General features: G+C 56.7%; 13 protein-coding genes. 4 read left to right on the forward strand and 9 right to left on the reverse strand.

The features are described from left to right. Nucleotides 1-15: 15 nt before the first annotated feature. From LA756_RS14145 to rfbB, 8 genes are all read right to left on the reverse strand, one after another. On the reverse strand, nt 16-3,750 hold the full coding sequence (locus LA756_RS14145) for a DUF1553 domain-containing protein (RefSeq protein ID WP_224435377.1): 3,735 nt from the start codon (nt 3,748-3,750) through the stop codon (nt 16-18). 78 nt (nt 3,751-3,828) lie between these two features. After that, the gene (locus tag LA756_RS14150) at nt 3,829-4,260 is read right to left on the reverse strand and encodes a hypothetical protein (RefSeq protein ID WP_224435378.1); all 432 of its coding nucleotides are present in this window, start codon (nt 4,258-4,260) and stop codon (nt 3,829-3,831) included. A 102-nt stretch (nt 4,261-4,362) separates the two neighbouring features. Continuing rightward, nucleotides 4,363-5,298, reverse strand: a complete 936-nt coding sequence (locus LA756_RS14155; protein WP_315858317.1) for a DUF1559 domain-containing protein — start codon at nt 5,296-5,298, stop codon at nt 4,363-4,365. A gap of 136 nt (nt 5,299-5,434) precedes the next feature. Next, nucleotides 5,435-7,069, reverse strand: a complete 1,635-nt coding sequence (locus LA756_RS14160; RefSeq protein WP_224435379.1) for a FecR family protein — start codon at nt 7,067-7,069, stop codon at nt 5,435-5,437. After that, nucleotides 7,066-7,593, reverse strand: a complete 528-nt coding sequence (locus tag LA756_RS14165; protein ID WP_224435380.1) for a sigma-70 family RNA polymerase sigma factor — start codon at nt 7,591-7,593, stop codon at nt 7,066-7,068. The genes LA756_RS14160 and LA756_RS14165 overlap by 4 nt, the downstream gene beginning before the upstream one ends. Nucleotides 7,594-7,829: 236 nt before the next feature. Next, nucleotides 7,830-8,384, reverse strand: coding sequence for a dTDP-4-dehydrorhamnose 3,5-epimerase (gene rfbC, locus LA756_RS14170; RefSeq protein ID WP_224435381.1), 555 nt, complete (start codon nt 8,382-8,384; stop codon nt 7,830-7,832). A 1-nt stretch (nt 8,385) separates the two neighbouring features. Beyond that, complete coding sequence (rfbA, locus tag LA756_RS14175) at nt 8,386-9,279, reverse strand: glucose-1-phosphate thymidylyltransferase RfbA (RefSeq protein WP_224435382.1); 894 nt, start codon at nt 9,277-9,279, stop codon at nt 8,386-8,388. 35 nt (nt 9,280-9,314) lie between these two features. After that, on the reverse strand, nt 9,315-10,382 hold the full coding sequence (gene rfbB, locus LA756_RS14180; protein WP_224435383.1) for a dTDP-glucose 4,6-dehydratase: 1,068 nt from the start codon (nt 10,380-10,382) through the stop codon (nt 9,315-9,317). Nucleotides 10,383-10,607: 225 nt separating this feature from the next. Here rfbB and rfbD point away from each other — a divergent pair, with 225 nt between their 5' ends. The 3 genes from rfbD to LA756_RS14195 all read left to right on the forward strand — a co-directional run bounded on the left by rfbD (nt 10,608) and on the right by LA756_RS14195 (nt 15,446). Then, nucleotides 10,608-11,459 carry a dTDP-4-dehydrorhamnose reductase gene (gene rfbD, locus LA756_RS14185; protein WP_224435384.1) on the forward strand — a complete coding sequence of 284 codons (852 nt, stop codon included), beginning with the start codon at nt 10,608-10,610 and terminating at the stop codon, nt 11,457-11,459. Nucleotides 11,460-11,597: 138 nt separating this feature from the next. Then, nucleotides 11,598-14,000 carry a DUF1549 domain-containing protein gene (locus LA756_RS14190; RefSeq protein ID WP_224435385.1) on the forward strand — a complete coding sequence of 801 codons (2,403 nt, stop codon included), beginning with the start codon at nt 11,598-11,600 and terminating at the stop codon, nt 13,998-14,000. Nucleotides 14,001-14,012: 12 nt separating this feature from the next. Next, on the forward strand, nt 14,013-15,446 hold the full coding sequence (locus LA756_RS14195) for a DUF1501 domain-containing protein (protein WP_224435386.1): 1,434 nt from the start codon (nt 14,013-14,015) through the stop codon (nt 15,444-15,446). An 82-nt stretch (nt 15,447-15,528) separates the two neighbouring features. Here LA756_RS14195 and LA756_RS14200 read toward each other — a convergent pair whose 3' ends face one another. Next, on the reverse strand, nt 15,529-16,095 hold the full coding sequence (locus LA756_RS14200; protein WP_224435387.1) for a hypothetical protein: 567 nt from the start codon (nt 16,093-16,095) through the stop codon (nt 15,529-15,531). A 345-nt stretch (nt 16,096-16,440) separates the two neighbouring features. On the opposite strand from LA756_RS14200, the gene LA756_RS14205 reads away from it, so the two are divergent. Next, a complete protein-coding gene (locus LA756_RS14205) occupies nt 16,441-18,243 on the forward strand; it encodes a c-type cytochrome (protein WP_224435388.1) in 1,803 nt (600 codons plus the stop codon). The last annotated feature ends 403 nt before the right edge of the window (nt 18,244-18,646 follow it).

The following is an 18,646-nucleotide window of genomic DNA, read 5'->3' on the forward strand; positions in this document are numbered from 1 at the left end:
GGCTGCTTGTTGGGCCTAGGGCATCCAGACAAACTCGCGCAGGTTGACCACGCTCCAGACGAAGTCTTCGTAGCGTGTACGCCACTCGGGCTGCAGTCGTCCGTCGGCCGCTGGGCCTTGGCGAACGCGTTGGGCATGTTGCTTTTGAATGGTGTTCGCTTCCGAGCGAAGGTGATTCGACCAGGTCACTTGGGGCAATCGCTCCAGTGGTGCCGGACGTTTCACTTGATCGGCTGGAACTAAGCGGCTGTCGAAACCTTCGACCAGACGCGGTGCGAACAGCGTTCGTTCTTCCTCGGTTGGGTAGCGGCTCAGGAACCGCAGGAAGACCGAATCGATCAACGCGTCGACCGACTTCGCTTCGACCGCGAGATCGGCAAGCGGGCTATCGTGGGCCGCTTTGGTCAGATTGATCGTCAAGCTGCTATTGGCCATCACGGCAGGTTGGCGAACGTTCGGATCGGTTTCGCGATCGGTCTTGGGCGCTTGTCGTTCGGCCGACCAACCGAAGGCGGAAAGGACTTCGATCACCATTTCGGCCCTTGGCAGCGTCAAGCTCGGTCGATCGCGTTCGTTCGAGAGACTGACGAACATCCAACTGCGATGTGGCGTGCCGAACGTGTTACGGCTGCGTGCCGGGCGACGACCGTCGGGGTCGAGCGTCATCTCTTCGACGTCCATCTTTTGCCCAGTGGCGGTGAAGAATGAATCGACGATTTGTTCGGCCGTCATGCGGCGACGTTCCGGCGCGTTGAACAATCGCTGAGCCGGTTCGGCATGCAGGTTTTCGCCGATCGCTTCCTGCTGATAAAGCTCGGAAGTCATGATCACTTTGGCAAGATGCTTCACGTCGTAGTTATGCGCGACAAGCTCTTTGCCGAGCCACTCGAGCAATTCTGGGTGGCTGGGCGGATTGCCTTCCCAGTCGTGCGGCAGTTCGACAATACCAGCCCCGATCAGTCGACGCCAAACGCGATTGGCAATCACCTGGGCGAAGCGCGTGTTCTGCGGCGCGGTAATCAACGTGGCCAACTTCTCACGCGTGTCGGACTTGTTCTGCATCAGCGCGGCGAGGGCTTCGTTGTCTTCGGCACCAGTCAATTCGGCGAACGGCCAGACCGGTTGAACCGGCTGACCAGGCTTCAACGTGACTTCGATCAGCGACTCGCGTTCTTTGCTTTCAAAGAAGCCCGCTGGTACGGTGCTCGACTTCGGCACGGTGACCGATTTCCGCGCGAACATCGCCGCGAGCGAGTAGAGGTTCTCTTGCGTCGTCGAGTGATACGGCGAGTCGTGGCAGCGAGCACACTGCATCTCGACACCTAGAAAAGCACTCGCGACGACATGCCCCTTGGCGGCAAACGGCGAATCGTTTTGAGCCGCTTGGGCGAACCCGGCACTGCCACCTTCCGGAGCACTGCCCTTCATCAACATCAGTTCGGTGACCATGCGATCGAGCGGCTTGTCATCTTTCAACGAGTCGTACAGGAACCAGCGAAATGGCCCTGTCGCGTTGAGCGTGGCGTTGATCATCGTTGGGTTTTCCGCCAGCAGATCTTGCCAATAGCTGACCCAGTGATCGGCCCAGCGAGGATCTTTCAGCAGGCGATCGATCAGCTTTTCACGCTTGTTGGCGGACTCGTCCGCGAGGAACGCTTTGACTTCCGTTTCGGTGGGGACGACGCCGACGGTATCGAGGTAGACGCGGCGGATGAATGTGGCGTCGTCAACGATCGAAGCCCGTTTGGTTCGATCGGCCGAGACGGTCTTCTTGGGCCACTTCGCCCCTGCGGTGATCCACTTTTCGAGGATCTCGATCTGCTCAGGAGAAAGAGGATCGCCGGTCGGCGGCATGCGGGTTTCGGCATCTTGGCTGCGAATGCGTGTCATCATCGCGCTGGCATGCGGATCGCCAGGCTCGATGGCAGGTTCGCCGGAGAAGCCGCCACCGATGGCAAGTTCCCGCGTGCTCAGGGAGAGGCCCCCTTTGTCTTTTTCGTCGTGACAACGGAAGCATTCGCTCCGCAGGATTGGCAAGACTTTGTCGTGGAAATAGCTTTCCTGCGGCGCCGAGCTGCCCGCTTCGGACGACTTGACTTCTTCGATCCGTGCGACGATGAACGCATCGACTGGGTGCCGGGCCGAATCGCCAGATTGCGGCGGCTGCGGGGCGGGATGCTTCGCGACATACTCCTTGGCCGCTTGATGCCGTTTGGCCCAGAAGGCGTTTTGGCTTTCCGCGGCGGCGCGGCGTTGATGATCGTTCAATGCTTCCATGGAAGCGGCAATGCGGTCGAGTTCCGCTTCGACGGCGGCATCGGTCAGGGGAAGCGGATCGGCGGACAGTCCGACCGGTCGCAGCACCGAAAAGGTCTCTTCGCCATCGGTACTGATGGCCACGGTCAGTTCGCCAGGCTCCGGTCGGAAACGCTGGCCGCCGGCGATGGCATCCACAACCACACGCACGGGGCCAGACGTTTCTAGGTGGACCAGACCGGTAACTTCTTTGCAGCGATGCCACTTCGCTCGGTGCCCAGGGGCTGGGGGATCGGCGACAGGGGTGATCGCTTCTTCGCCGTCGGGAGAACCTGAAAGTGGTGCCGTTCGGGCAACGATTTGACCGTCGACCCAAACGCGAGCCATCCCGCGAGCACGCAGCAACAGCGTGTGATCTCCCTTGGGTAGCATCACATCGCCGGCCATGCGAACGACGACGGGCGCTTTCCACGCGGTACGGATGCCCCAGCTATCGAACCGCGTCGGCAGGCTATCGAGAAGGAACGCTTCGCCAGACCACGCGGCGGCCATTTCAGGAAATGGCTCGTCGCTCATCCGCCAACGATCATGGGCGGGGAAGTCTTCGTGAAACGTGACTTGCACTTCGCTTGCGGGAATGAGTCCCAGCTTCGGCATCGTTTCTGGGGCAGGCCCAATCACGGTCGGCTCGCCGACACGGCGGAAACGTTTCTTGAGGGTTTCATCGGTAAGGATTTCGCGATGGATGGCAATGGAATCGAGCACCCCGCGAAAGCTGGTCGTCGACGCCCCGCCCATCGACGAACCGATCCAGATTTCGTCGTTATCCACCACTGGAGACTTGGTTGTGCTGCCCCCCATGTCCCAAAAACCAGAGACTTTGCGGCCATCGATCCATGTGCCGATGCTGTTCGGATCGCCGAACCGATAGGTCGCCGCGACATGATGCCAGCCGCTGCGAGGGACGAACCCTTCGTGGCTGGTGTAACGATGCCAAGGATCTTTGCCGCCAGCTTCGGGAGGCGTGGCGAACAAGAAGCTGACACATGCTTTGCCGTTCAAGCGGCGGATTCGCAGGGCCCAGTTTTGGTTGTTCGGTGCGAAGCCAGATCGGTTGGTTCGTCCCTTGCCGATGACGTAGGTGTTCTCCCCTTCCCGCAGTTCCTTCACGTTGACCCAGGCTTCGAGCGTGATCTCGTCGCCGTTGGTGAAGTCGAAGTCACTTTCTACCCCGGGGTCGGAAAAGACGAATCGTGCACCACTTCCATCGAACGCCACGGCGGTATTGTTCTCAGGAAAGTCGGGGAAGCTGGGAGGTCGCGGGCCAGGCACGTCGCGATGAACGCCCCCGACCGATCGGAGCGGCGTTGCCTCTTCGGTGCCGAATTCCCACGCGGCGATAGGCTCTTCCGCCGCGGCAATGCTGGCCGGCGACGCCATGCCGAGCATGAACGCCGAGAGACTAGCAACAGCTAAGATGCGAGTGAACTTCATGGGGTGCTTTCCGATCATCGACTAAAACAAGGCGGGGTGTTGTCAGGCAGGCGGGACTTGCTGGGTGAAACCGAACGCTTAGTCGTTCAGTTCCAAGGTAAACTGGTTCGGTCCGCTCGCGACGACTTCGACGGTCAATTCACTTGTCGAGAAGCTGGAATACTTCTTGGGAATGACCGACTTCGAGACCGGCAATTCGGCATTGGGATTGATCTCCCCTTCTAAGCCGGCATCGCGTTCGGTGGCACTGATCGAAACTTGATGCGTTCCGACAATCGCACCATCTCCGGTGCCGTAAGTCGACAGTGTGAAAGTACCGTCGTCTTGAATTTCTCCGGTCGCCGGCGAACCCGCTTCCGGGCGGAAGCTAACGCGGCCGTAAGGAAGTGGCTTGCCGTTGTAGGTCACAACTCCTTCTGCCGGGGCTGTTTCCAGGCCGTTGCCACCGGAGCAGCCGACGGAGAGCAGCACAACGCCAAGCAAGATCAGGCAATAGTTCGCAATACGCATATTGGGATTCTCCAGTCACCTCGCCGGGAAAGGACTCGCCTCCATGGCGAGCTTCCCAGCGAATGACGATTGATGGGCAGGATGAATAACGGATCAGCAGGATTAAGGAATCGAGTTCGCTTCGGAACCGTTGATGGTTGCCACGGCGCGGTAGACGTCGAAGTTGATCGTCTCTGGCAGGAAGTGAACACTTCCGTCGGCTGCGACAAAGTTAGCGCCGCCAGGGTGCTGACTTGAAAATGGCAAGTGATTGAACGCGATGCCATCGTTACGATCACGACGCGAGTTGATCGTGTCTTCGTAAATGATTTTCACGTTGTACAACGCTCCCTTGGCGACGTCGGTGGTTCCCATGATCCAGCAGCGAACGTTGCCAGGCTTGCCGCTGTTGGCTCCGGTACGGTCGGCGTGGATGTAGTCACCGATCATGATGGTATTGCTCAAGCCGTCCACAATTTCGGCCGCACGACGCTCGCCATTGATTCGGAACGCACCGTTGGAAGTGATCATCCCGTTACCGGCGTTGCCTGGCAGGTTTTGATCGAGGGTGGAGTCGTTGTAGTAAACACCCGCGACCCCTTGATAAGTCAGCAAAGCTCCATCCTTAAATAGCGAACTCGATTCGCTTGTGGACGGCCCGTTGTAGCTGGGGCAGATGTAGCCATCGATCACCGTACGACGGATGTCTTCATGGAACGCGGCCAGCGGAGCGACCGAGAAGTCGTAGGCGTCGTACAACGCGTTTTGCTCAATGAACGGCAAAATGGCGACGGCCCAGCCATGCTTGTCCCATTGGCCAGACTGCAGCTTGTAATACGAACCCGGCGGAAAGGCGCCTTGGCTGGTGTCCATATAGTTATGGCACGCGAGCCCCATTTGCTTGAGATTGTTCGAGCACTGCATCCGGCGAGCCGCTTCACGCGCTTGCTGGACCGCTGGCAACAACAGCGCGATCAAAATACCAATGATCGCGATCACGACGAGCAACTCCACGAGCGTGAAACCACGACGCGGGGAATTCATGGAAACATGATTCATGAGAAGAAACCTTCGAAGCACGAGGAATGAAAAATAAGGAATTAGGCGAGGTAATCGGTCGAACGAAGCGTTCGATGTCGTCCAAATAGGATTTTGGGATAAGGGGAAAAGCTGGCTTAAATGTTGGGTAAATCGATCATGGCAACTCGGCTGGCAGCCCGGCGATAAACGTCGGGTCGACGACATCTTCGTCGTTCATGGCATCTTGGAAGAAGAGCCCATCAACGGTCGCTCCTTCGGCGTAGCCGAGGTCGGAAAGATCGATGCCGACGGCAATGGCTCGGAACTTGACGGCCTGTACGACCGGCGTGCAGGCAAACGTTTGAAGCTCGTCGAGCGAGCGCGGCAACTGTTCAAACTTTTGTAGATGCAGTGTCTGCAGCGGGAACGCCTCGGGGGATTCCAACGTCAAGTCAAATCGCGTTACGGTGTGCGACTTCAGGCCGGAAGCAAACTTGAGTGGGCTGACATGAAAGGCGTCGCCTGACAACGGATTGGAAAACATCTGAATCTCGAAGAGCACGACGTCGTCGCCGGGGCCATTTTGGACGGGACGATCAAACCGAACGGCAAGCCCAGGCGTACCATACGTGCCGTTGGCTTCGTCGGCGGAAAGATCAGGATTTTCGGTCAAGGGCTGCCGACTGCCACCGATATTGATGAGTCCTGTTCGTAGACTGCGGTCGGAGGCAAACTGAGTGCGATCGTCCGGCAGCTTCGCATCACCGATTAGATACCCATGGTTTTCCTGGGCATGAAAGTGGGTGACGCGTGAAGGGATCAACGCTTCCACGGGGTAGTTGTACTGTTTGCCTCCGCGCTGGACGAGAAGCCGCGTCAGCTGATCGATACGACCATCGTCGGCGGTGGTGGCTTCGTACGAGACGACGCGATCAGGCAGTTGCCGCTGATATTGATCAGGCTTGAAAGCCACTGCAATCGGCTGAGAGGGATCGGCATAGGAAAAGCGACGTGCTTCGGCTGGGAGGATGCGGAGCTCGAGGGGAGGATTGAGCGCCGCTTCTTTCGCGCTGGCCATCTTGCCGTAAACATCGGCGGCCCCTTCCACCACTTGAACTTCGGTTGCGTTATCTTCCGAGACATTCACCGAGAAACGTGTTCCACGGTCGACCACTTGTACGTCAGGCGTATCGACTTGAAACCCTTCGGCCCCGTCCGGAGCATGCACGCTGCAGCGTCCCATGTCGAGCGCCAAACGTTCGTCCGATTCCACACGAAAGACGGCAGGGCCTTCAATAATGGCCGATGCCCCGGCAGGAAAGGAAAGTTCGACCATCCCTTCCATCAAGACATAGTCTCGTTGGGCCTGGGGAGATGACTGCATTTTCGGAGGCATCTCGCCAAAGAACTTTGCGTGGGCAAGATTCGCGAACTGAACTCCGGAAACACCATTATCGGTATTGAGGGCTACCGGTTGCGTACCGCGGGGAAGCAGCGTGCCGATCAGAAACGCGATGGGCAACATGATGGCAATGGCCAAGCCAGCTTGCCACAACGTGAGCCCGGCACTTGGCAGCGGCTCGGCGGATTGCTGCCGAGAAGCGATTTCCACACGGTCGGCAGGGAACGCGACTTCGGGCAGGTCTTCGTGAATCTGGAGCTGATCGAGATAAAGCTGGCGCGCGGCCGGATCGTCTCGCAGGCAATCTTCCAACTGTTGAAACTGCGCGTCGTCGATCGAGCCATCGATCAGCGCGGCGATCAAGTCGCTGAGTTGGCGATCGCGACGTGGATTGGTTTCTTCGCTCATGAGCCTCCCTCCGAGGCGACCCTTTGCTGGACACAAGTTGCCAGTTGGTAACGAATGCGAGCCAGCGAACGATAAAGTCGCGCGACAGGTTCGCCAATTCGTTCGGCCAGGCTATCGACCGTTTCGTCGCTGAAATAACGCAGTTCGACTAAGCGTCGATCTTGGGCATCAAGTTTCGTCAGGCAGTCGGTCAATGCTTTCTTGCGTTGTTCGGATCGTTGCTGATGCTGCTGGTACTCGGCCGCAATCGCTTCGACGACTTCTTCCGAGAAATACCGCCGCCGCGTCTTGGTCCGTTTCCGATGTTGCAGCACTTCGTACAACGCAAAACGACATGCCCAGTTGAAGAATGGCTGAGTGGCGTCGTACTGATCGAACTTTCGCATCAGCGCGATTGCCGCTTCCTGAAGGATGTCGTCGACGTCGGCCGCATCAGGAACAAGCGCAGCGACATAACGCCGCAAACGACCTTCGTCGCGGGCATACAGCCGAACAAACTCTTCATTCTGTTGCGATATTTCCAACGCTTCTTGCCTTTCTGCATGGTGATTCATCCTGAGAAGGTTCAATTCTCGTCAAGAAACAGAAAAAAGATGACACCCACCCTGCGGCTGGCAGCATGCAGGCGTTCACGCGGGGAATTCATTTCCCGTTAACGACTTTTGAACGTGGCTTTGCGGGGCAGATCGCAGCAAAGAAGAAACCTCGTCTTTTTTTCGGCCGACGTCGTGCGAGAAGAAACCGCATGGGGGGCAGGCAACTACTTGGCCAGCGTATGCTCGTAGTAAGTTGCGTCTGAGAATGGCTGAGCGTTTCGATCGCGATCCGACAAGATCGGCGTGTCGATCGGCCAATTGATGTCCAGCTGGGCATCGTTCCAGGCAATCACATGCTCGTCTTCAGGATGATAGGTATCGGAGCACTTATACATGAAGTCGGCAACATCACTCACCACGCAAAAGCCATGCGCGAAACCTGGCGGGATATATAGCTGGTGGTTGTTCTCTTCGGAAAGATATGCCCCAACCCACTTACCAAACGTGGGTGAATCGACGCGCAGATCGACCGCGACATCGTACACTTCCCCCCGGATTACATTGACCAGCTTCCCTTGGGGATGATTCAGCTGATAGTGCAGCCCACGCAAGATCCCACGCGTCGAACGAGAAAAGTTGTCCTGAACAAACGCCACATCGATCCCGGCTTCGGCATATCGACACGCGCGAAACGTTTCCAGGAAATGGCCTCGTTCGTCTCGAAAGACTCGAGGCTTTATCAACAGCACGTCAGCAATTGCGGTCGGTTCGATCTGCATGTTAAACGCGCTCCATGGCGACAATCTTCGTCAGGTACTCGCCATATTCGTTCTTGATTTGTTGACCTAGCTCGACAAGCTGGTCTCGCGTGATGAACCCTTTGCGGTACGCCACTTCTTCCAGACAAGCGATCTTCAGCCCTTGCCGCTTCTCGATGGTCTCGACATAGTTGCCAGCTTGAATGAGCGAATCGTGCGTCCCGGTATCCAGCCACGCAAACCCTCGCGTGAAGACTTCGACGTTCAACAATCCGCGACGAAGATAGTTCATGTTGATGTCTGTGATTTCCAGTTCACCACGCGGCGATGGCTTCAGGTTCTCGGCAATCTCGACCACGCGATTGTCATAGAAGTAAAGCCCTGGAACAGCCAGGTTCGACTTCGGTACTTGCGGCTTTTCTTCAATCGAGATCGCTTTGCCTGCGGAATCGAACTCGACCACTCCGTAACGTTCAGGGTCGCTGACCGGGTAACCGAAGATGGTTGCCCCTTCCTGCTGCGTCGACGCACGCGTCAACATCGGCTGAAAACCTTGCCCGTAGAAGATGTTGTCCCCAAGCACCAACGCCACGCGATCGTTTCCGATAAACTCTCGTCCAATCAGAAACGCTTGGGCAAGTCCATCAGGACTAGGCTGAACCGCGTACGAAATTTGAATCCCCAAAGAACTGCCATCCCCCAGCAGTCGCTCGAAGCTGCCGATGTCGTGCGGGGTCGAGATAATCAAAATATCCCGAATGCCGGCGAGCATCAGTGTCGACAGCGGGTAATAGATCATCGGTTTATCGTAGACCGGCAGCAACTGCTTACTGACGGCCCTGGTAATTGGATAAAGCCGCGTGCCAGATCCTCCCGCGAGGATGATTCCCTTGTTGCGAGCCGTGGTGTCGTTCATCGCTTTTAACTTCGATCGCTGATGGTTGCTTCGCGTTACGCGGGATTCGCCGAAAGTCCCAGGCGTTCGCCCCGATATTTTCCACTGGTGACCCGATCGACCCACGCCCCGTTTTCGAGATACCAACGAACCGTCGTTTCGAGCCCTTCCTCGAACGAGATACGGGGCTGCCAGTCGAGTTCCGACTGAATCTTACTGGCGTCGATGGCATAACGCTGATCGTGACCTGGTCGATCTTTCACGAATTGAATCAACTGCCGCGAAGGGGCATGCGAGAGCTCCGGCAGCAGCCGATCGACGATGTCGCAAATCGCTTCCACCACCTGCAGATTCGTTCGCTCGCTATCGCCACCAATGTTATAGACTTCGCCGACGCGGCCTAACTCCAGTACTTTGGCGATGGCTTCGCAGTGGTCTTCCACGAAAAGCCAATCTCGCACATTCTGCCCATCGCCATAAACCGGCAGCGGCTTTCCGGCCACCGCGTTGGCGATCATCAACGGAATCAGCTTCTCAGGAAACTGAAACGGGCCATAGTTGTTCGAGCAGTTCGTTGTCAGAACCGGTAAGCCATACGTGTGGTGATAGGCTCGTACGAAATGATCGGAAGCAGCCTTCGATGCCGAGTAGGGCGAGTTCGGAGCGTACGGCGTGGTTTCGGTGAACTTACCAGTCTCACCCAGCGAGCCATAGACTTCATCGGTCGAGACATGCAGGAACCGAAATGCATCTTGTTCGTCGCTCGACAGCGTGCCCCAGTAGTGACGTGCTGTCTCCAACAACTGGAACGTTCCCATCACGTTCGTTTCGACGAAAGCGGCTGGACCATCAATCGAACGATCGACGTGCGACTCCGCGGCCAGATTCACCACGGCGGTGGGACGATGCACTTCAAAAATCTGACTCACCAATTGAGCGTCGCCGATGCTTCCCTGAACAAACTGATAGTGGGGATGGGCGGCGACCGACTCCAGCGAATCAAGATTCCCTGCGTAGGTCAGCAGATCCAAATTGATGACCGAGGTTTCACTTTGCTGCAACAGTTGGCGCACGAAACAACTGCCGATGAAGCCAGCACCGCCGGTAACAAGAATTTTCTGCATGTCTACGTATTACCATTGCTGGGACGTCGATCCAAAGACTCTTTAGTATGCCTGAGCAACTTTCAGTTTCTGTTAAGAAACGTCGCACATCTTCATAATTCGATCAATCGCGACCGAGAAAAGCAAAGTAACTTCCGCGAAGCGACTCCCCGAATTGGTTCGGCTCGGTTACGATCAACGGTTGCTGTTTCTAGTTGAAAGCTGCCATACGCCGATAATTCTTCCATGAGTCAAATCGCCATTCTGGGTGCCAACGGTCAACTTGGCAGCGAATTGATGCAGCAACTGGGCGATCGAGCCGTCGCCGTTTCGCGAGAGCAACTCGACTTGCTTCAGCCGCAAGCAATTTCCGTGTGGCTCGACCGATCCCGTCCGGCAGTCGTAATCAATTGCGCCGCGTATACGGCGGTCGACCAGGCAGAAGAAGATTGCGAAGCATGCCTTCAAATCAACGGGCGTTCCGTGGAAGTATTAGCCCAAAACTGTGCGGAGCGTGCGGTTCCGCTGATTCAGATTAGTACCGACTACGTCTTCGACAGCTACTCCGGCGACACGCCACGTACCGAATCGGCCGAGGTCGATCCGCGCGGCGTTTATGCATACGCCAAACGTGTCGGCGAATTAGCGGCCCTTTCGGTTCCGCGAAATTTGGTTGTGCGAACGTGTGGGCTTTATGGTGGCGGGCCCATCCACCGCAACTTTGTCGAGACGATGCTACGCCTGGCCGAAACTCGTGACGAACTGAATGTCGTGAACGATCAACACTGCACGCCCAGCTATGGCTGCGATGTGGCAGCGGCGATTATTCGTTTGATCGAAACTGGCGCGACCGGACTGTATCACGTGACCAATAGCGGAAGCACGACCTGGCACGAGTTCGCGACAACCCTCTTCGAGCACTCAGGGCATTCGATACGCGTGATGCCAATTAGCACGCAAGCGTACGGGGCCCCTGCTCCGCGTCCTTGCTATAGCGTGCTGGATAACGCGAAGCTTGTCCAGCAAATCGGCCAGCCGCTGCCGCCATGGCAAGACGCGTTAACGCGTTATCTGCGTGATCGCCAGGAAATGCTCTAGAGTGTCGGTCGCGGCTGCATCAGCATAGATCTCGGACAAGTTGTGAATTTGCGTTTTCGCAATTTGCATATTGGGCAGGCCAACCGTTTTCGTGTACAGTAAAGGGACCTGCCTTACTGCTCTTGCCAAAGTGATCCGATGACTCGAACTGCCTCCCTGATCGTTCTCCTGGCTATTGCTGGGATGGTGCGTAGCGAAGAGATTGACTTCGCCCACCAGATTGTCCCCCTGCTCAAGCAGCGCTGCGGCAATTGTCATAGTGGAACGCAGAAAGAAGGCGGATTTTCGTTCAATACTCGCGAAGCACTTCTCGCCGGCGGGGAATCTGGCAGCAGTCTTGTTCCCGGCAAACCAGACGAAAGCGAATTGTTGGCCCGGGTAACCACCGACGACGAATTCACACGAATGCCTCCTGAAGGAGATCCTCTTTCACCGACGGAAATTTCGCTCCTCAAACGTTGGATTAAATCGGGCGTCGCCTGGGAGCCTGGTTTCACATTCGGGGAAAAGATCTATGAACCACCCCTCAAACCACGCCGCCCCGAGCTTCCGCCTGCGATTGCCGGACGCACCAATCCGATCGACCGAATCCTCGACGCTCAATTGGCATCGCAAGAGAGCGACAAGCTGGAACCGATCAGCGACGAAGCGTTCCTGCGGCGTGCCTATCTCGACTTGATCGGCCTGTTGCCGACTCCTGAAGAGCATGCGGAGTTCATGGCCGATTCGTCCCCGGACAAGCGTGCCCGACTGATTCGCCAACTGCTGGATCGCGACGTTGAGTACGCGGAGCATTGGCTTACATTCTGGAACGACTTACTCCGCAACGACTACGCAGGCACTGGGTTCATCACCGGCGGACGAAAACAAATTTCCAAGTGGCTGTACAACGCACTGGTAACCAACAAGCCGTACGATCAGTTTGCCCGCGATCTGATCGCTCCACCCAACGACGAAAGCTCTGGCTTCGCTGGCGGGATTAAATGGCGTGGCGAAGTGAGCGCTGCCCAGGCGGTGGAAATTCAGTTTGCCCAAAACGTGGGGCAATCGTTCCTGGGGATTAACCTCAAGTGTGCTTCTTGCCACGATAGCTTCATCGACCGCTGGAAGCTGACCGATGCGTACGGCCTGGCAGCCATCTACTCCGAGCGATCGCTGGAACTCCATCGGTGCGACAAGCCGATCGGTAAAACGGCCGAAGCAGCGTGGCTTTTCCCAGAAATTGGTCAGGTCGATGCCAACGCTCCGCAGCCACAGCGGCTTGAGCAACTGGCCGGCCTGATGACCCACCGCGAGAACGGCCGATTCACGCGTACGATCGTCAATCGATTGTGGCATCGCATGATGGGGCGCGGGATCGTGCATCCCACCGACGCAATGCAAAGCCCGCCGTGGAACGCCGACTTGCTCGATTACCTGGCCGAGCATCTAGTCGACAACGGATACGACTTAAAGAAAACGCTTGAACTGATCGCCACTTCCAAGGCATATCAAACCGAGTCAGAGCGTGTCACCGAAAAGACCGACGTCGACGGCTATCAATATGCTGGCCCTCGTAGCAAGCGGATGACCGCCGAACAGTTTGTCGACTGCGTTTGGCAAATCACCGACATGGCCCCCAGCAAATATGACGCCCCAGTCATGCGTGGTGAGCCCGCGGCGAAATCGGAGCCTGGCGAAACAATTGTCGCGCAATGGATTTGGAATCGGGCCGACGTTTCTCAGGCTGCCGCCGGAGAAACAATCGCGCTGCGTAAAACGTTTGATCTGACCGAGCCAGTTCACGATGGTTTCGCCGTGATAACTTGCGACAACGAGTACACACTTTTCGTCAACGGCCGCAAAGTCAGCGCGAGTGACAACTGGATGGAACCGAAGATGGTTCGGCTTCCTTCGCTGAAGAAGGGGCGGAACGAGCTGTTGATCATCGCCAAGAACGCCGGCAGCGGTCCCAACGCGGCAGGGCTTTTCTTCGAGGCTCGCCTAGGCGACATGACGATCGCTTCGGATGAATCGTGGCAATGGACTGCGACACTGCCTGATAAGAAGTCGGGGAAGTTCGCCAAACAGCCGAGCGATTGGCAAGCAGCCGCCGTCGTGAAAGGGGCAGCTGTTTGGATGGGCCGATTGCAAAACCCCATCGCCCAGCTACTTTCCCAAGGACTCGACGCACAACAATACATGGTGCGTGCGTCGCTGCTAAAGAGTGACTTCCTGATGCGTTCGCTCGGTCGACCGAATCGTGATCAAGTGGTGAGCGTGCGTCCGCTGGAACTTACCACGCTGGAAGCGATCGACCTTTCCAATGGCGAGACGCTTGCCAACACCCTTCGCCAAGGCGCCGCGAAACTGAAGCAGCGGCAATGGCAATCGCCGGAGGTGTTTGTAACGTGGCTGTATCACTTTGCCCTTAGCCGCGATCCAAGCCAGGCCGAGCTGACAACGCTGGCCGCTTCTCTGGGGCCGGACATGTCGGCCGAAGCGATGGAAGACGTGCTTTGGGCCGTCTTCATGCTCCCTGAATTTCAATTGGTTCACTAAGTGAGGTTCCCAATGGACCGCGCCCAAGTTCGACGACAATTCCTCAAGCAAATGGCCGCTGCATCCGCAACGACGATGATGGCTGGTGCGCCGCGACTGGTGACCGCCAACGATGGCCAGCCGATCGAACATCCTGCCGCGAAAGCCGACTCCTGCATTTTGCTGTGGATGGCTGGCGGCATGGCGGCGCCTGACACGTTCGATCCGAAGAAGTACGTTCCTTTCCAAGAAGGAATGCCGGTCGCGGAAGTCGAAAGCACATTCCCCGCGATCGATACCAACGTCGACAACATCAAGATCACCGAAGGAATGGAAAACATCGCCCAGGTCATGGATCGCGGCACGCTGATTCGCTCGCACGTGCAGCCAGACCTCGGCAGCATCCTGCACTCGCGACATCAGTACCATTGGCATACCGGGTACGTCCCGCCGCAAACGGTGGCTTGTCCGCATATCGGTGCGTGGATGGCAAAAGTGCTTGGCCCGCTGAACCCTGTCATGCCGGCGTTCATTAACATCGGTCAGCGGCTGGAAGGGGTCGGCGAACAAGAAGAGCTAAAAGCTTTCACCACCGCAGGCTTCTTCGGCAGCGAGTTCGGCCCGATGAATCTGCCCTACCCCGAGCAAGCCGCGCAGTCGGTGCGTCCGCCAGAAGGGATGAAGTCGGAGCGATTCGCCAATCGCAACAAGCTGTTCCAAAAACTGATCGATCAATCTCCGCAGCGCGACTTCATCGGCGACTTTCAACGTGAATCGCAGTTGCGTTCGATGGAGAATGCCTATCGGTTGCTTTCCGCCAAAGAGCGCGAAGCGTTCGATATCTCGCTCGAACCGAAAGAATCGTATGAGAAGTACGACACCGGACGCTTCGGTCGCGGATGTCTATTGGCTCGCCGGTTGGTCGAGAACGGAGCTCGCTTTGTCGAAGTGACCACCGAGTACGTTCCCTTCTTGCACTGGGATACGCATGCCAACGGCTTCACCACGTTACAGCGGATGAAGCAGGAAATCGATCAGCCGGTGGCTCAGTTGATTCGCGACTTGGAAAGCCGCGGGATGCTTGATCGCACGCTGGTCATTCTCGCCAGCGAATTCAGTCGCGACATGATCATGGAAGGCAAACCAGGCTCCAACGCCCGTGATCAAGCGACCGAGAAAGTGGACATCCTCAAAGAGCTGAAGCATTACGGTCAGCATCGCCACTTCACCGGCGGATCGTGCGTAATGATGTGGGGCGGTGGTGTGAAGCAGGGACAATTGTACGGCAAGACGGCCAACGAGCGTCCCTTCATTGCCACCGAGAATCCGATCTCGGTGACCGACTTGCACGCGACCATTTTCACGGCCATGGGCATCAGCCCGAGAACGCAGTATGAAGTCGAACGCCGACCGTTCTACGCCACCGAAGATGGCAAAGGCAAACCAGTGATGGAAATCTTCGGTTAAACCATTTCCGCACCGCGCATAAAAAAAGAGCCGCCGATCGTTAATGGATCGACGGCTCTTTTCGATTGGGTTCCAAGCGAACCTAGTTCAGGATCGACTTCAGGCCCTTAACGACCGAGTCGACCTTCAGGTCTTTGGCGGAAGCAGCAGCGTAGTTTGCTTTCACTTCGCCACCCTTGGCCAGGATGATGGTGACTTCAGCATTTGGGTTGATGCCGTAATCTTCTGGACCATTTTCAAATTCGTTTGGCAGAACGAATGGGACGTTGTCAGCCTTGGCGGTCTTGGCCAACTTTTCGGCAGCAGCTTTCGCAGCGGCTTTGTTTTCGCCCAAGTAGTTCACGAACGTACGAAGCTGCTTGTCTTCGTTCTTGGCGATTGCTTTGTCGAGTTGTTGAACCAAATCGACAACGGCTTTGTCGCCGCTACGCGTGAAGATGATCACCTGAGGACGACCGCCATTCTTGCAGCGGTAGCAAAGATTCTTACCGACGTCGACACCATCTTCCGAAGCACCAGCAAGCTTGGTGACGTAGAAAGCGCCGATCATTTCGCCTTCCTGCAAACCGCTTTTGGTTTCTTCCGCCATTACAAGCGAAGAACCAGCCATCAGTGCGACCGCAGTCAAAGCCATTGTCAAAAATTTCATTGAGAGTCTCCTGGAACAAACCGAGGGGGACAAAACGGGGAGGTAAACGGAAGGGATAAACGCCCTCTTCCGAGCGTTGAGGTTGACCTGGGACCTCCATCCCGGTCAGATGCAAGTATCCGCAATCCGGAGTCACGCTACAAGTCTTGGGAATGATTATCCACTAGAATCCGTAATTCTGTTATGCTGCTAACAAACCCCAGAAAAGCCTGCCGGTTACTCTCCTTATTGAAACTTGCATAATCGAACGAACAGGGGTGCCCACGGGAAGCCCCGGAATTCGCAGCAGACCGGTTAGAAGTAGCGCCAGTTCCTGTGCGCAGACGCAATAAAGGCCTTCCTTCAATGAATATTCGCTATCTGATCGCCCTCGGCATCTTGCTTTGTGTCGCTGCCGTTCCGGTGCTAGCCGTCCCTGCTCCGCCAAAGTCGGCCGAATATCGCTCTCCGGTCGATTTAGTTCTGATGAAGCACGACACTTGGTTGGTTGTCGCCAATCAAACGTCAAGCACCGTCAGCTTGATCGATGTCGCATCGGGAGAAACGCTCGACGAAATCGCTTGCGCCTCGCACCCCACGTCCGTGGTGAAATGCCTGGACGGCGAACATGTTTTGGTCAGCGGATCGCATGCCGGTCAAGTCGATTTGATTCATGTGCAAGCGGGAAAGCTTCATAAGCAGAAGTCGATCGACATCGGCTACGAACCGACCGGGCTCGCCGTTTCGCCAAGCGGCAAGAAAGCCTACGCCGGGCTCGTCGCGACCGGAGAAGTCGCCGAGCTTGATTTAGAAACGGGAACTGTGTCTCGCAAGTTTTCTGTCGGTGCGTGGCCCCGCTACCTGACCGTTTCGCCCAAGGGCAATCGTCTGGCCGTTGGCTGCAGTGGCGAAAGCAAGATTGTCATCGTCGACTTGGACAGCGGCGAAGTTGCCTACTCCGAGAAACTTTCTGGCGGCATCAACATCGGCCACCTCAGCTGTTCGTCCGACGGCGAATACGTTTACTTTCCCTGGATGATCTATCGCAGCAATCCGATCAACCGCGACAACATCCGCCGCGGTTGGGTACTGGGAAGTCGCATCGGCCGTGTGCGCCTCGATGGACCGAAGTACCGCGAAGCGATCACGCTGGACGTGCCTGGTTCGGCAGTGGCTGACCCGCATGGGATTGTGCTAAGCAGCAACGACAAACGGATTGCCGTTACAGCTTCCGGTACGCACGAACTGCTGGTCTATCGCCGCGCAGACTTGCCATGGGAAGGAGTCGGTGGGCCGGGCGACTTGATCGATCCGAAGCTGACGCGCGATCGCGATTTGTTTGCTCGAATCAATCTCGGTGGTCGACCGATGGGGGCTGCCCTGGCCAAAGACGACCGCACCGTTTACGTGGCCAATTACCTGAAAGAGATGATTCAAGTTGTCGACATCGAAGATCGCCATATCATTCGCGAGATTCCGCTAAGCGTTCGTCCGCGACGTACGAAGGAGCGGCATGGCGAAGAGCTCTTCTATGATGCTCGGCGAAGCCTCGATCAGTGGTATAGCTGCCACACTTGCCACTACAACGGTGGCGTGAACTCGAAGGCGATGGACACATGGAACGATGGTTCGGCGCTGACCATGAAGACCGTCTTGCCGCTGGAGCATTTGGAAGAAACAGGGCCCTGGACATGGCATGGCTGGCAGGAAGATCTACACGACGCGATGCACAAGTCGTTCACGACGACGATGCAAGGGCGTCCCGTTGGACCGCGTGAAACGGAAGCGATGCTGGCCTATCTGCGAACCGACCGAACGCCGCCGAATCCATTTCGCGAGAAAGATGGCTCCCTTAGCGAGGCTGCCCAGCGAGGGCAAAAGATTTTCATGGGTGCCGCCGCCAACTGCAGTAGTTGCCACAGCGGCGATCGTTTCACCGATGGTCAAATTCATGACGTCGGTCTTGGCTCGGAAGAAGATGAGTACGAAGGCTACAACACGCCGAGTCTGGTTGGCATCTATCGCAAAGTTCGCTTCCTCCACGACGGCCGCGCCGGCAGCCTCGAAGAAGTGCTCAACGATTTCCACTCCCCCGAAGAAGTCTCTGGCACGAAGCCGCTAAGCGAAGAAGAAACGGCTGATTTGATTGCGTATTTGAAGACGCTGTGATGCCGAAATCACTTAGTCGATAGAGCTGAGATTAGCCACAGAGGGAGGAGAACGAGAAAAACCGCATGTTAGGTTTCCTCAGGAATTGGGTAGCCTTGTTTGCTTGCAAGCAAGGGAGGCGAAGCCGAATCGAGGTTTCTACGTGCGGTTTATCCATCGAGAAGACCTCTATTCGCTACGCTCCCCAGGTTGCAAGCAACCTGGGCTACCCATTGAAGATCTGACCGGTGTTCACGACACCCCCGGCTTTACTCCTCTCTCGGTGAACTCTGTGTCCTCTGTGGCGACCCTTCTTTCCGCCCCGCGTCCCACAGCGGACCCTACGGCTTTGGCGGAAAGTATCCTGGCCAGGAATTGAACCTGGTCTACGAGCGTCGCATGCTCGCGTGCGAATCCGGCACAC

The organism is Bremerella sp. TYQ1 (assembly GCF_020150455.1).
Taxonomy (GTDB): Bacteria; Planctomycetota; Planctomycetia; order Pirellulales; family Pirellulaceae; genus Bremerella; species Bremerella volcania_A.

Coding starts and splice junctions, on each gene's coding strand:
- LA756_RS14200 (WP_224435387.1), bottom strand. CDS start 16,095: ATGAAATTTTTGACAATGGCTTTGACTGCGGTCGCACTGATGGCTGGT.
- rfbC (WP_224435381.1), bottom strand. CDS start 8,384: ATGCAGATCGAACCGACCGCAATTGCTGACGTGCTGTTGATAAAGCCT.
- LA756_RS14195 (WP_224435386.1), top strand. CDS start 14,013: ATGGACCGCGCCCAAGTTCGACGACAATTCCTCAAGCAAATGGCCGCT.
- LA756_RS14155 (WP_315858317.1), bottom strand. CDS start 5,298: ATGAATCATGTTTCCATGAATTCCCCGCGTCGTGGTTTCACGCTCGTG.
- LA756_RS14190 (WP_224435385.1), top strand. CDS start 11,598: ATGACTCGAACTGCCTCCCTGATCGTTCTCCTGGCTATTGCTGGGATG.
- LA756_RS14150 (WP_224435378.1), bottom strand. CDS start 4,260: ATGCGTATTGCGAACTATTGCCTGATCTTGCTTGGCGTTGTGCTGCTC.
- rfbD (WP_224435384.1), top strand. CDS start 10,608: ATGAGTCAAATCGCCATTCTGGGTGCCAACGGTCAACTTGGCAGCGAA.
- LA756_RS14160 (WP_224435379.1), bottom strand. CDS start 7,069: ATGAGCGAAGAAACCAATCCACGTCGCGATCGCCAACTCAGCGACTTG.
- LA756_RS14145 (WP_224435377.1), bottom strand. CDS start 3,750: ATGAAGTTCACTCGCATCTTAGCTGTTGCTAGTCTCTCGGCGTTCATG.
- LA756_RS14205 (WP_224435388.1), top strand. CDS start 16,441: ATGAATATTCGCTATCTGATCGCCCTCGGCATCTTGCTTTGTGTCGCT.
- rfbB (WP_224435383.1), bottom strand. CDS start 10,382: ATGCAGAAAATTCTTGTTACCGGCGGTGCTGGCTTCATCGGCAGTTGT.
- rfbA (WP_224435382.1), bottom strand. CDS start 9,279: ATGAACGACACCACGGCTCGCAACAAGGGAATCATCCTCGCGGGAGGA.